12 protein-coding genes are annotated in these 12,151 nt (G+C 69.5%); 7 read left to right on the top strand and 5 right to left on the bottom strand.

Features of this window, described 5'->3' with window-relative positions; genetic code table 11:
• Positions 1–9: 9 nt before the first annotated feature.
• The 3 genes from NMI01S_RS29595 to NMI01S_RS29605 all read left to right on the top strand — a co-directional run bounded on the left by NMI01S_RS29595 (position 10) and on the right by NMI01S_RS29605 (position 4,784).
• Positions 10–1,209 (top strand): site-2 protease family protein, encoded by a 1,200-nt coding sequence (locus NMI01S_RS29595; protein WP_084513379.1) that lies wholly within the window; start codon positions 10–12, stop codon positions 1,207–1,209.
• A gap of 175 nt (positions 1,210–1,384) precedes the next feature.
• Positions 1,385–3,712, top strand: coding sequence for a phosphoenolpyruvate synthase (ppsA, locus tag NMI01S_RS29600; RefSeq protein ID WP_063001995.1), 2,328 nt, complete (start codon positions 1,385–1,387; stop codon positions 3,710–3,712).
• 82 nt (positions 3,713–3,794) lie between these two features.
• The gene (locus NMI01S_RS29605; protein WP_063001996.1) at positions 3,795–4,784 is read left to right on the top strand and encodes an Acg family FMN-binding oxidoreductase; all 990 of its coding nucleotides are present in this window, start codon (positions 3,795–3,797) and stop codon (positions 4,782–4,784) included.
• Between the two features lie 105 nt (positions 4,785–4,889).
• Here the strand turns inward: NMI01S_RS29605 and NMI01S_RS29610 are convergent, their stop codons facing one another.
• From NMI01S_RS29610 to NMI01S_RS29630, 5 genes are all read right to left on the bottom strand, one after another.
• Complete coding sequence (locus tag NMI01S_RS29610; RefSeq protein ID WP_063001997.1) at positions 4,890–6,137, bottom strand: APC family permease; 1,248 nt, start codon at positions 6,135–6,137, stop codon at positions 4,890–4,892.
• 56 nt (positions 6,138–6,193) lie between these two features.
• A complete protein-coding gene (locus tag NMI01S_RS29615; protein WP_063001998.1) occupies positions 6,194–6,598 on the bottom strand; it encodes a DUF302 domain-containing protein in 405 nt (134 codons plus the stop codon).
• A gap of 28 nt (positions 6,599–6,626) precedes the next feature.
• Positions 6,627–6,869, bottom strand: coding sequence for a YgaP family membrane protein (locus tag NMI01S_RS29620; RefSeq protein ID WP_063001999.1), 243 nt, complete (start codon positions 6,867–6,869; stop codon positions 6,627–6,629).
• Between the two features lie 38 nt (positions 6,870–6,907).
• A complete protein-coding gene (locus NMI01S_RS29625) occupies positions 6,908–7,177 on the bottom strand; it encodes a metal-sensitive transcriptional regulator (protein WP_030516394.1) in 270 nt (89 codons plus the stop codon).
• 68 nt (positions 7,178–7,245) lie between these two features.
• Complete coding sequence (locus tag NMI01S_RS29630; RefSeq protein WP_063002000.1) at positions 7,246–9,399, bottom strand: MMPL family transporter; 2,154 nt, start codon at positions 9,397–9,399, stop codon at positions 7,246–7,248.
• Positions 9,400–9,529: 130 nt separating this feature from the next.
• Between NMI01S_RS29630 and NMI01S_RS29635 the strand changes: the two genes are divergently transcribed.
• The 4 genes from NMI01S_RS29635 (at position 9,530) to NMI01S_RS29650 (ending at position 12,099) form a co-directional block, all read left to right on the top strand.
• Positions 9,530–10,138, top strand: coding sequence for a mycothiol-dependent nitroreductase Rv2466c family protein (locus NMI01S_RS29635; RefSeq protein ID WP_063002115.1), 609 nt, complete (start codon positions 9,530–9,532; stop codon positions 10,136–10,138).
• Positions 10,139–10,544: 406 nt separating this feature from the next.
• A complete protein-coding gene (locus tag NMI01S_RS29640) occupies positions 10,545–11,048 on the top strand; it encodes a sigma 54 modulation/S30EA ribosomal C-terminal domain-containing protein (RefSeq protein ID WP_063002001.1) in 504 nt (167 codons plus the stop codon).
• A 105-nt stretch (positions 11,049–11,153) separates the two neighbouring features.
• Positions 11,154–11,654, top strand: coding sequence for a pyridoxamine 5'-phosphate oxidase family protein (locus NMI01S_RS29645; protein ID WP_439956315.1), 501 nt, complete (start codon positions 11,154–11,156; stop codon positions 11,652–11,654).
• Positions 11,638–12,099, top strand: coding sequence for a DUF2267 domain-containing protein (locus NMI01S_RS29650; RefSeq protein ID WP_063002002.1), 462 nt, complete (start codon positions 11,638–11,640; stop codon positions 12,097–12,099). Before NMI01S_RS29645 ends, NMI01S_RS29650 begins: the two co-directional genes overlap by 17 nt.
• Positions 12,100–12,151 lie beyond the last annotated feature (52 nt).

Consider the following 12,151-nt stretch of genomic DNA (forward strand, 5'->3'; position numbering starts at 1 on the left):
GGTGGCCGGATGTTGCACGAGACAATCCCTTTGGGCCGGGCGGCGGGTATCCGCATCGGCGCGCACTGGTCGGTGCTGGTCACCGTGGCGCTGTTCGTCTGGCTGCTCGGCGTGCAGCTGCGCGACAGCGGCAGCCCGGCCTTCACCTGGACGGTTGCGGCGCTCGCCGCGGTGACCCTGTTCGCCTCCCTGACCGCGCACGAACTGGCCCATTCGATCGTCGCCCGGCGCCACGGGGTGCGGGTCGAGCGCATCGTGCTGTGGCTGCTGGGCGGGGCGTCCGAACTCGGCGACGAACCGCCGGACGCGCGCAGCGATTTCCGGATCGCGATCGTCGGTCCGGCCACGAGTCTGGTGCTGGGCGGACTGTTCGCCGCCGTCGCGGTGGCCGTGGACAGCGGACGACCCGACAGCGCCGTCACCGCGGCGCTCGGCTGGCTGGCGGCCACGAATATCGTTCTGGGATTGTTCAATCTGCTGCCCGGCGCGCCGCTCGACGGCGGCCGGGTGGTGCGGGCCATCGTCTGGTGGCGGACCGGCGACAGGCTGCGCGCTACCACTGTCGCCGCGCGCGGCGGCCGGTTGCTCGGCACCGCGCTCGTCGTAGTCGGCGCCGTCGACATCGTCGTGTTCCGGCAGTTCGGCGGGCTGTGGCTGATGCTGCTGGGGTGGTTCCTGCAGACCGCCGCCAACAGCGAACTCGCGGCAGCGGGCCTTCGACATCGCCTGGGAGACACCAGGGTTCGCGACATCATGACCGCGAATCCGATGGCGCTGCCGGCCGAGTGGACGATCACCCAGTTGCTGAACTCGAGCGCACCGCAGACCGGCCATCGTGTGTTCCCCGTCGTCGACGCCCTCGGCCACCCGGTCGGCGTGGTCGCGTGGGCGGATCTCACCGCGACCGCCGTCCCGGCGCGCGAGACGACCCTGCTGCGTTCGGTCGCCCGGCCCTTGCGCGCGGCCGCGATCGTCGGGCGCGACGATCCGCTCGCCGACGTCGCCACCCGAGTCGTCCTGCGGCCCAAACTCGATGCGGTCGCGGTGGTCGACCCGTCGGGTCGGCTCACCGGCATGATCACCGCCACCGATCTGGTCACCGCCTGCGATCGCTCGGCTCTCGGCCTGCCAGTCGGGCGCCCCGCCCATCAGGGCACCGCTGCGGACACGCAATGGCCGATCCCTGCCCACCGAAGAACACAGCCATGACGGCAGCAGCCCCTGTCCCGCGTCAGGCGCGGCAGCCGACCGATCACTACCCCGTGGGTCTCTGATGGCGGAGGTGGGCGTTCCGCTCACCGGATCGAGGACCTTCGGCCATGGTCGCGGCGGGTGCGACGCGCGAGTCTGGGCATCGAGACACTTTCAGCAGATCGGAGCCGTGATGGGCGACTATGTGGCAAGTCTGAACGATATTCGGCTCAGCGATGACGGCCAGGTGGGCGGCAAGGGGGCCAATCTCGGTGAGATGGTCGCCGCGAAACTCCCGGTGCCGCCGGGATTCGTGATCCTGCGATCGACCTACGAGACCGCCGTCGCCGACGGGCCGCACGGGTCCGAGCTCGACTCGCTGCATGCCGAAGCACTGCGCAGCGCCGTCGCCACCGACGACGCGGGCCGCGGCGAGCTCGACCGACTGTGTTCGCGCATGCGCGCCCTGGTGCACGAGACCCGGCTCGACGGGGCGATCGAGGAGGCGATCGTCAACGGGTACCACCGGCTCGGCGACCGGGTGCGCGTCGCAGTCCGGTCCTCGGCGGTCGGCGAGGACAGCGCCGATTCCTCCTTCGCCGGAATGAACTTGTCGCGCACCAATATTCGCGGTGACGCCGAGCTTCTCGACGCGGTCCGGCAATGCTGGGCGTCCCTGTTCACCCCGCGCGTTCTCACCTACCGCGCCCGCCGCGGCATGGACCGGCGACCGGAGATGGCGGTGGTCGTGCAGCAGATGGTCACGGTCCGGTGCGCGGGCGTGGCGTTCACCGCCGACCCGACCACCGGCCGGCGGGACCGGGTCGTCATCGACGCCGCACGCGGACAGGGTGAAGTGGTGGTATCCGGCGCGGTCGAGCCCGACACCTACGTCTTCGCCGCGGACGGCCCGACGCTGACCGAATCCCGCAGGGGTGCACAGAGTTTCGCGATCTTCGCCGGCGAGGACGGTGACCGCCGCGTCGACCTCCCGGACGACGAATCGCATCGGCCGGTGCTGACCACCGACGAGGCCACCGCGGTCGCGCGCCTCGCGCTCGAGGTCCAGCAGCACTACGGCCGCCCCCAGGACGTCGAGTGGGCGTTCGACGACCAGCGGCTGTGGCTGGTGCAGGCGCGGCCGATCACGACACTGCCCGACGAAACCGCCTCGGCGGCACCGGAAGAGACGCCCGCCGCCGTATTGCTGCAGGGTCTGCCGGCCGCGCCCGGACGAGCCCGCGGCGTCGTGCGCATCCTGCGTTCACCCGCCGAGGGATCGGCGCTGCGCGACGGTGAAATCCTTGTCGCGCCGATGACCAATCCGGACTGGCTGCCGACGATTTCGCGGGCAGCGGCGCTGGTCACAGACAGCGGCGGCATGACCTGTCACGCCGCGATCGTGGCCCGCGAACTGGGTATTCCCTGCATCGTCGGCGCGCGGACCGCCACCACATCCCTGCACGACGGCCAGCGCATCGTCGTGGACGCGAAGGCCGGCCGGATTCGTGAGGACAGCCCGGAAGAGCGGGCTGCCGAGGCGGCAACCGTCTCCGCGCCTGCCGCGACCACCACCATGCCGGCGGCGCCGGTCACCGAGACCACGGGAACGAAAATCTATGTCAACCTCGCCCTGCCCGAAATCGCCGAGCGCGTCGCCGATTCCGACGTCGACGGCGTCGGACTGCTGCGCGCCGAAACCCTCTTGACGCGCGCTTTGGGCGGCCGCCATCCCCGCGCGGTGATCGCCGCGGGCGAGGAGAACGAATTCGTCGGCACGCTGGCCGAATCCCTGCGCCGTATCGCCGTGGCCTTCGCCCCGCGCCCGGTCGTCTACCGCGCAACGGATCTGCGCAGCAACGAATTTCGCACGCTCACCGGCGGCGAGGGCTTCGAGCCGAACGAACGCAACCCGATGATCGGGTATCGCGGCTGTTACCGCTACGTCCACGAACCGGATGTGTTCCGGCTCGAACTGGCGGCGCTGGCCCGCGTACGCGAATACACCCCGAATCTGCATCTGATGATCCCGTTCGTGCGTACCCGCTGGGAACTGGCCGCGTGCCTGGAATTGGTGGATGCCTCGCCGCTGGGTCACGACCGGGGCATGCACCGGTGGATCATGGCGGAGGTGCCGTCGGTCGTGCATTGGCTGCCCGAGTACGTGCGGCTCGGGATCGACGGGGTGTCGATCGGGAGTAACGATCTCACTCAGCTGATCCTCGGTGTGGACCGCGATTCCGAGGAGTGCGCCGAACTGTTCGACGAATCGGATCCGGCCGTCCTGCACGCCATCCGGCGCATCGTCACCTCCGCACGCGAACTGGGCATCACCTCGTCGCTGTGCGGGCAGGCCCCGTCCACCCGGCCCGAATTCGCCGAACATCTCGTCGCGGCGGGCATCACCTCGATTTCGGTCACCCCGGACGCGGTGCGCAACACCCGCCGCACGGTGGCCGCCGCCGAGCGCCGGTTACTGCTCGAGCGGTGCCTGCACGCCGACGAGCGGCGATCGCCGTGATGCCGGTGTCGCGGACCATGGTCGCGGCACCTCGGGACCAACGGCCCCTCCGCGGCGCACGGCGTGAACCTACCGTCGACATATGAACACAGTGCCCTCACGCGACGTCGTCGAGACAGCGGTCCGGATGGCCGGCCGTGCGCCGTCGCTGCACAACAGCCAGCCGTGGCGGTGGACGTTCGACGGTACGCGGCTGCGGCTGTTCAGCGTGCACGAACGCATGTTGCCGACCACCGACAACACCGGGCGACAACTCGTGATCAGCTGCGGCATTGTGCTCGATCACCTGCGCGCGGCGATGGCCGCCCACGGGTGGCGCACGATCGTGGCGACCTTCCCGAACCCCAACGACCGCACCCACCTGGCCGATGTCCGGTTCGAGCCTTCGCCGTACATCACCGACGGTGACCGCGAACGCGTCGACGCCATGGCGCGCCGGTATACCGACCGGCTTCCGTTCGACGAACCGGAGGGCTGGGAGCCGTTCGAGACCGTTGTGCGCACGGTGTTCGACCCCGACGACACCATCGTCGACGTCCTGCCGGACGACAGCCGCGCGGAACTGGCCCGGGCCTCGGAGCTCACCGCGTCGGTGCGCCGCTACGATGCCGATTATCACGCCGAATTGCATTGGTGGACAGGACATGTGGTGGCCCAGACCGGCATTCCCCGGGAAGCGCTGGTGAGCGAGGAGGAACGCGGACGCGTCGACGTCGGGCGGAGGTTGCCGACGGTCACCGGCGAACCACGTCGCACCGAGGTGCGCACCGACCGGTCGAAGATCCTTGTGCTGTCGACCTACGGCGACAGCCCCGCCGAATGGCTGGCCTGCGGACGGGTGCTGTCCACCGTCCTGCTGGAGTGCACGCTCGCCGGATATGCGACCTGCCCGCTGACCCATCTCACGGAGGTCCCGCGCAGTCGCAGCGTGGTCACGCGGTTGCTCGGCCGCAATGCCTTCCCGCAGGTACTGATTCGCGTCGGGCGGGCGCCGGAGAATCAACCGCGCCCGGACCCGACGCCGCGGCTGCCGGTGCACGAGATCCTGCGCGTCACCGACGAAGCCGGCTAACCGATCGGGCCGGCGGATCGCTTGCCGTCAGCACCGCGCCCGGTGTCACCGTACTGTTCGTCACAGCGCTGCCCGCGGGAACTGCCGCGACCTGTGGGCACGGCGCTACCGTGCGAGAGACCGGCGCGCGAGGTAGATCGCCGCACCGATCGCCAGCACGACCGCACCCGACACCACGGACGTGAGTGGGAGGGTGCAGGCCAGCACCACGCAGCCCACGGCGCCGACCACCGGAACCACGCGCGGCGGTCTGCCTTCCTCCGAGGTCAGCGTCCACGCGGAGGCGTTCGCGATGGCGTAGTAGCCGAGCACCGCGAAGGACGAGAATCCGATCGCACCACGGAGATCGGCGGTCGCGGCGATGACCGCCACGACCGCGCCGACCACCAGTTCGGCTCGATGCGGGACGGCGAAACGCGGATGCACCGCGGCCAGCCGATGCGGCAGATGCCCATCCCGGGCCATGGCGAAGGTGGTGCGCGAGACCCCGAGGATCAATGCCAGCAGGGATCCGAGCGCGGCGACGGCCGCCCCGGCACGCACCACGGGCACGAGCTCGGGTCGCCCCGCCGCGCGCACCGTCTCGGCGAGCGGCGCTGCGGCCGAGGCCAGTTCGTGCGGACCGAGCACCGTCAGCGCCGCGACGGCGACCACCGCGTACACGACCAGAGTGATGCCGAGGGCCGGCGGGATCGCCCGCGGAATGTTGCGGGCGGGTTCGCGGACCTCCGCACCGAGGGTGGCGATGCGGGCGTAGCCGGCGAACGCGAAGAACAACAGTCCGGCGGCCTGCAGAATGCCCCGGACCGATGTGTCGGCTCCGATCGCCAACCGGTCCACGTCGGCGGAGCCGGCGAACGCCGCGACGACGACCGCGGCCAGCACGGCCAGCACCAGGGCGACGACGATCCGGGTCAGCAGCGCCGATTTCTGCACGCCGCGATAGTTCACCGCGGTGAGCGCGACCACCGCCGCGACCGCCACCGCATGCGCGTGGCCGGGCCAGGCATAGGCACCGACGGTGAGTGCCATCGCCGCACACGAGGCCGTCTTACCGACGACGAAGCCCCAGCCGGCCAGATACCCCCAGAACTCCCCCAGGCGTTCCCGGCCGTAGACGTAGGTACCGCCGGAGGCGGGATAACGGGCGGCCAGCCGGGCCGAGGAGGTGGCATTGCAGTAGGCGACGAGGGCCGCGATCGCCAGCCCGATCAGTAAACCGGATCCCGCCGCGGCAGCCGCCGGGCCGAGCGCGGCGAAGATCCCCGCGCCGATCATCGAACCGAGTCCGATCACCACCGCGTCGCCGAGACCGAGGCGGCGACGCAGGCCGGCCGTTGCCTCGGAATCCATGAGCTCGAAGATAACGGAGTTCACGCGCGCACGCCTGCCGGCCGCGCGCGACGCCGTCAGGCCTCGGTCAGCGCATCGATGGCGTCGCGGAGTTTCGCGGCGGCCTCCGTCGCGATCGGTTGCAGTCCGGGATCACCGGTGACCTGCACCATGACTTCGGGATCCATCGCTTCGACGATGACGGATCCCGCATCGGCCGGGTCGCGGCGCACGATCACGTTGCAGGGCAACAGCAATCCGATGCGGCGGTCGACGCCGACCGCGCGATGCGCCAGGGGCGGGTTGCACGCGCCGAGGATGAGGTAGTCCTCCATGTCCTCGCCGAGTTTGGCCTTCAGGGTCGCGGCCATATCGATCTCGGTCAGCACTCCGAAACCCTGCTCGGCGAGTGCGGCCCGCGTCCGCTCGACGGCATCGTCGAACCGGTCGGTGTGCAGCGTGGTGGAAATCGCCAGATTCATGGTCGCCCGCTTTCTGTCGATGGTGGGGTCAGGTTCGTGACACGGCGCAGCCGACGGTGGCCGGCAGGCCCAGCCGCCGGAGCAGCAGGGTCGCCGGGCACCAGCCCGCAACGCCGTAGAGCAGCAGATTCGCGCCTACGAACCCGGTGAGAACGAGCCACCAGCCCGACCATGCCGCCGCCGCGACCACACTGATCAGCACGAGGGTGCCGGCCAGCAGCGGTACGACGCGGGCGATGGACCAGCCCTGGTGGCGAGGTAGGTTCGGCATGCGTTCACTTCCGGAAATTGGTTGGGCGCCTTCGCGTTTCAGGCAAGGGCGAGAAACAGTTTCTCGAGTTCGGCTTCGCTCATCGGTTCGGCGCCGTCGGCACTCTCGCCGGTGAGGCATTCGCGCAGGCCGGTCGCGACGATCTTGAATCCGGCCCGGTCCAGGGCCCGCGACACCGCCGCGAGCTGGGTGACGACGTCCTTGCAGTCGCGTCCCTGCTCGATCATGGCGATCACACCACCCAGCTGCCCCTGTGCGCGGCGCAACCGATTGAGTACCTGTGCGATCGTTTCCTCGTTGCCGACCATGGCTGTCCGTCCTCTCGTCGCCTACCTCTCCAGCATACCCCTGGGGGTATGCCGGAGGGGTTGTGGCGTCAGTCATGCGCGAAGCTGATCGACGGCAGGATCCGGCGCAACCACCGCGGTGACGCCCAGGCCCGGTGACCGGTCAGGCGCAACAGCACCGGCAGCAGCACCAGCCGCACCGCGGCGGCGTCCAGCAGCACGGCCACACCGAGAATGATGCCCATCTCCTTCGGCGGCAGCGGATCGGCGAGTGCGAAGGTGAAGAACACCGCCACCATGACCGCCGCGGCGGCGAAGATCACCCGGCCCGAATGGGCCAATCCGTCCACCAGGGCGCTGCTCGGGTCTCCGGACCGCTCGTAGTGCTCCTTCGCCGTCGCCAGCAGGAATACCGTGTAGTCCATCGCGATGGCGAAGATCATCGCGAAGAAGAACACCGGACCCCAGCCGTCGAGGAATCCCTGCGGGCGGAAACCGAGCAGCCCCGCGCCGTGCCCGTCCTGGAAGATCAGTTTCGCCACGCCGAACGCCGCCGCCGTCGACAGCAGACTCACCACCGTGCCCAGCGCCGCGATCAGCGGAGCCTGCAACGCCACCAGCAGCAGGGCGAAGCCGAGCACCAGGATGATTCCCACGATGATCGGGAAGTAGTGATTCAGCGCGTGTTGCAGATCCAGATTCTCCGCGGGCGCACCGCCGACCAGCGCTCCGGCGGGCAGCCGGTCTCGCAGGTGATCCAGAATCGTGGTCATCCGCGCGTCGGAGGGATCGACGTCCGGCAGCGCCTGCATCATCGCCAGTCCGCTTCCGTCGCGGGCCAGTTGCGGCGGGGTGACCATCGCGATGCCGTCGACCGCCGATGCCGCGTTCGCCACCGCGCCGGATTCCGTTGCGGGCGCGATGATCTGCAACATTCCGGGAGCACCTTCGCCCATCTGCGCCTGCACCAGTTCGTACCCCTGACGAACCGGCGCGTCCGAGGGCACGACCTGGATCGACGGCATCGCGACCTTCAATCCGGTCACCGGAATCGCGAGTGCGACCAGGACGAGCAGGGCGGCGATCGCGAACGGCCACGGCCGGTCGTGCAGGATCCGGCCCCAGGCCGCGAACCGTGGTGAGCGGTGCTGCCGGCGGCCGATGCGAGGCAGCGACCCGGCATTGATCCGGCCACCCAGCGCGCCCAGCGCGGCCGGCAACAAGGTCAGCGTCGCCAGCAGCACGAACGCCACCGCGAACATGATCCCGACGGCCATCGTCCGCACCGCCGGAGCCGGCACGATCAGCACCGCCGACAGGCTCACCAGCACCGTCAGCCCGGACAGCACCACGGCCTTACCCGCCGTGCTCATGGTCTCGGCCACCGCCGCGCGTGGATCGGAACTCGCCGCGAGCGCGCCGCGGAAGCGGGCGACGATGAACAGGGCGTAGTCGATTCCCAGCGCCAGGGCGAACATCATCGCGAAGTTCATGGCCCACACCGAAATCGGCGTCACGTGGTTGAGCAGCACCAGCCCGCCGGCCGAGGCGATCAAGCCGGCCAGGGTGAGCAGCAGTGGCAGCCCGGCCGCCACCAGCGATCCGAACGCGACCACCATGATCGCGAGGGTCACCGGCCAGGAAAACATCTCGGCCTTCAGCATCGCGTCGTGGTTGGCCTTGTTGAAGTCGCTCCACAACGCCGACGCGCTGGTCGGATAGACCTCGATTCCGTTGCCCGACAACGCCGTCAGCGCATCCTTGTGGGCATCGACCGCCTTCACCATGTCGTCGGTCGAAGCCGCGGCGCCGGCGATGAGGATTCCGGTGTGCCCGTCGGGGCTGATCGACATCCCCGGCTGGGGCGCCACCACCTCGCCGAATCGCGGATCACCGGCGAAGATCGCGGTCATCCGGCCGAGCACCGAGTGCACCTCCGGACTGTCGACGGTCCGGCTGTCGGAATGCACCACGACCTGCACCGCGGCCGACGAATTGCCGCCGAAGTGCTGCTGGGCCAGCTCGCGCACGCGCACCGAATCCGACCCGTTCGCCTGCCAGCCGGCGCCCGCGAGGGAATTGAACACACTCGGCGCCGCGGCTCCGAGCGCCACCAGCACCAGCAGCCAGACCCCGAACACGATCCGGACGTGGCCCGCCATGGCGGCCCCCACTCTGCTCAGCATTCCGCCGGGGCCGCGCATGGTGGCCGCCGGCGGTGACACGACCCGCGTTTCGGTCATCACGCCTCCTTTCGATACCCCAGGGGGTATATTTCGTCTAGCGGCCAACATACCCCAGGGGGTATTCCGGTCGCAAAGGTGCGCTCGGCCACAGCCGGGTACACCGGCCATGAAGACGAAAGGAGACGACATGACGGATATCGCGCTGTATGTGGACCCGGTCTGCCCGTTCAGCTGGGTCACCGCGCGCTGGCTGCAGACCAGTGCCGACGCTCACGTCACGCTGCGGCAGATGAGCCTGGCCGTACTCAACGAAGGACAGGACATCGACGACGACCATCGGGCGATGATCGAACGATCGCGGCGCCTCGGGCGGGTCTTCGCCGCCGTTACCCGCCGATACGGAGACGACGGGTTCGACCGGCTGTATCAGGAGTTCGGAACCGTGGCGCATACCCGCAAGGAACCGATCACCGACGAGACGATAGCGGCCGTACTCACTCGCCTGGATCTGGATCCGGCGCTCGCCGCGGCCGCCGACGACGCTGGGCTGGACGAGTTCGTCGCCGAGACGCATCGGGCCGCCCAGCAGGCCCTCGGGCAACCCAGCGGAAGCCCGATCGCCGTCATCGACGGCCGCGGACTCTCCGGACCCGTGTTGACGAAGATTCCCGATCCGCGGCAGGGAAAGCAGCTGTTCGAAGCAGTGGTCACCCTCGCCACCACGCCGGAGTTCGCGGCTGTGCAGAGTCCGTACTCCGGGCCGGCGGACACCACCGAACCCGCCGCCGGCACCTGAGAGCGCGACGAACACGAGGCGGTCCGGTGACCTTCGGCCCTGGCCCGAGCGCCGCCGATGCGGTGGTATCGACGCGAAGGAGCGTGACCATGAACTTCGCGAGCACCGCGCCGGGCGCTCGGCACGGCACCGCACGCCGCGCCGAATCCGACGATCAGGGCCCTGAGTACGACCTGCCCACCGTCGACATCCGGCTCGGTGATCGAGTCCCCAGCATGTTCGGCGAGTACGCGCGGCGACGCATCGGCGACGCAGCGCGCTGCGCACCGTCGCCGGTGGCGTCGATCCGGGTCCGCCTGGCCGACCATCGCGAGTCGGCGCTCGCGAATCCGTTCGTGGCACAGGCCGATATCGTCGCCGCGCGGCCGTTGCGGGTGCAGGTGACGGGAGCAACGGCACGCGAGGCGTGGACCTGCTGCAGACACGGACACGCGCTCGGCTGCGCATGCCGATCGGCGGTGGGGCGGCGCAGCAGCAGCGGTGTGATCCGCCGGCCGCCACACTGCTCTATCTGCTTCCGGTCACACAGCGGAAAGTCGTGCGCACCAAGTGTTTTCATCTACTCGACCGCACCGCCGCGGAGGCCGCGGCCGATATGGCGCTGATGGACTACGACTTCTGGTTGTTCACAGAGTCCGGCGCCGATACCGAAAGCGTGCTCGCGCGCACCACGGGCGGTCACTACCGATTGACTCGGCTCGACGAACGCGCCACGACCGCCGATGCGGCGAATCTGCCGCTCACCGTCGCCGAGGCCCCGGCCCCGGTTCTCGACCGCACGGACGCCCTGACCCGGCTCCAATTGAGCGGTTCACCGTTCCTCTTCTACCGCGATAGCGAACTCGATCGCGGCTGCGTGTTTTATCACCGCTACGACGGTCACTACGGATTCATCACCTCACGACGATGAATCCGGCGAAGGCCTCGCAGCGGTGGACCTTCGCCCCTAGCGGCACCGCCCGCACGGTGGTGGCATGGACAGACCGGATGCTCAGCTCCCGAGAGGTACCGCATCGTGATACCGCCCGACCGCACCGACGACGGCGCACCCAACTCCACGGTCGCCCTCGGCCGGGCGGAGGCGATGCGGCTGCTGGCCGGAATCGCTTACGGCCGAGTGGTTTTCACCCGCGACGCACTACCTGCCATTCGGCCGGTCAACCATGTCGTCGAAGCCGACGGACGCGTCGTGGTGCGCACCCGGCTCACGTCCCGGCTGACCTCGGCGATTCGAGCCGATTCCGGAGTGGTCGTCGCCTACGAGGCCGATGACATCGACCCCGGCACCCACACCGGCTGGTCGGTCGTGGTGACCGGTCTGGCGCGGCCGGTCGCCGATCCGCGCCGGGTCGCGCGATACGAGCGACTGCTGCGACCGTGGACAGCGGCGGCCATGGATACGGTCGTCGAAATCGAACCCACCATCGTGACCGGTATCCGTCTGGTCGGCGCACCGGAGCCACCCGGACCGCCGGCCCCCTCGCCGAAAGTCGAAAAGAATGACCTACCACGATGATCCGTTCGCTCCGGCCCTGAACACCGCCCACACCTGGTTGCGAACCGTCGCCGACCGGCTGGCCACCGAGGACCGGACCTTCGCCCTGCGCGCGCTGCGCGCCTGGCTGCATACCGTGCGCGACCGCCTCGAAGTCCCCGTGGCCGCGCATTTCAGCGCCCAATTGCCCGAATTGCTGCGCGGCATCTTCTACGAGGGCTGGGTGCCCGCCCATGTTCCCGTGCACCACGATGTCGCCTCTTTCGTCGACGCGTTCGCCCGTGAGGCGGGTGTATCCGCCGACGAGGCGGTGGCGTTGATCGGCGCCGTGACGATCGCACTGTCCGATGTGTTCTCCCCCGGACATCTCGACCACGTTCTCGCGGTGGTTCCCGAGCCCCTGCGCGCGGTGCTGCTCGGCAGCGAACTCAACGGGACGGCCGCGACGGTTCCCGGCGACGCGTAGGCGCCGGCAACCAGGAAAAGGACTTTCGTCCATGATGAGTCGCTGATCGGGC

It is taken from the genome of Nocardia mikamii NBRC 108933 (genome assembly GCF_001613505.1).
Taxonomy (GTDB): Bacteria; Actinomycetota; Actinomycetes; order Mycobacteriales; family Mycobacteriaceae; genus Nocardia; species Nocardia mikamii.

Excerpts from the sequence above, each read along its gene's own strand:
- NMI01S_RS29595 (WP_084513379.1), top strand. The coding sequence starts at position 10 with ATGTTGCACGAGACAATCCCTTTGGGCCGGGCGGCGGGTATCCGCATC.
- ppsA (WP_063001995.1), top strand. The coding sequence starts at position 1,385 with ATGGGCGACTATGTGGCAAGTCTGAACGATATTCGGCTCAGCGATGAC.
- NMI01S_RS29605 (WP_063001996.1), top strand. The coding sequence starts at position 3,795 with ATGAACACAGTGCCCTCACGCGACGTCGTCGAGACAGCGGTCCGGATG.
- NMI01S_RS29610 (WP_063001997.1), bottom strand. The coding sequence starts at position 6,137 with ATGGATTCCGAGGCAACGGCCGGCCTGCGTCGCCGCCTCGGTCTCGGC.
- NMI01S_RS29615 (WP_063001998.1), bottom strand. The coding sequence starts at position 6,598 with ATGAATCTGGCGATTTCCACCACGCTGCACACCGACCGGTTCGACGAT.
- NMI01S_RS29620 (WP_063001999.1), bottom strand. The coding sequence starts at position 6,869 with ATGCCGAACCTACCTCGCCACCAGGGCTGGTCCATCGCCCGCGTCGTA.
- NMI01S_RS29625 (WP_030516394.1), bottom strand. The coding sequence starts at position 7,177 with ATGGTCGGCAACGAGGAAACGATCGCACAGGTACTCAATCGGTTGCGC.
- NMI01S_RS29630 (WP_063002000.1), bottom strand. The coding sequence starts at position 9,399 with ATGACCGAAACGCGGGTCGTGTCACCGCCGGCGGCCACCATGCGCGGC.
- NMI01S_RS29635 (WP_063002115.1), top strand. The coding sequence starts at position 9,530 with ATGACGGATATCGCGCTGTATGTGGACCCGGTCTGCCCGTTCAGCTGG.
- NMI01S_RS29650 (WP_063002002.1), top strand. The coding sequence starts at position 11,638 with ATGACCTACCACGATGATCCGTTCGCTCCGGCCCTGAACACCGCCCAC.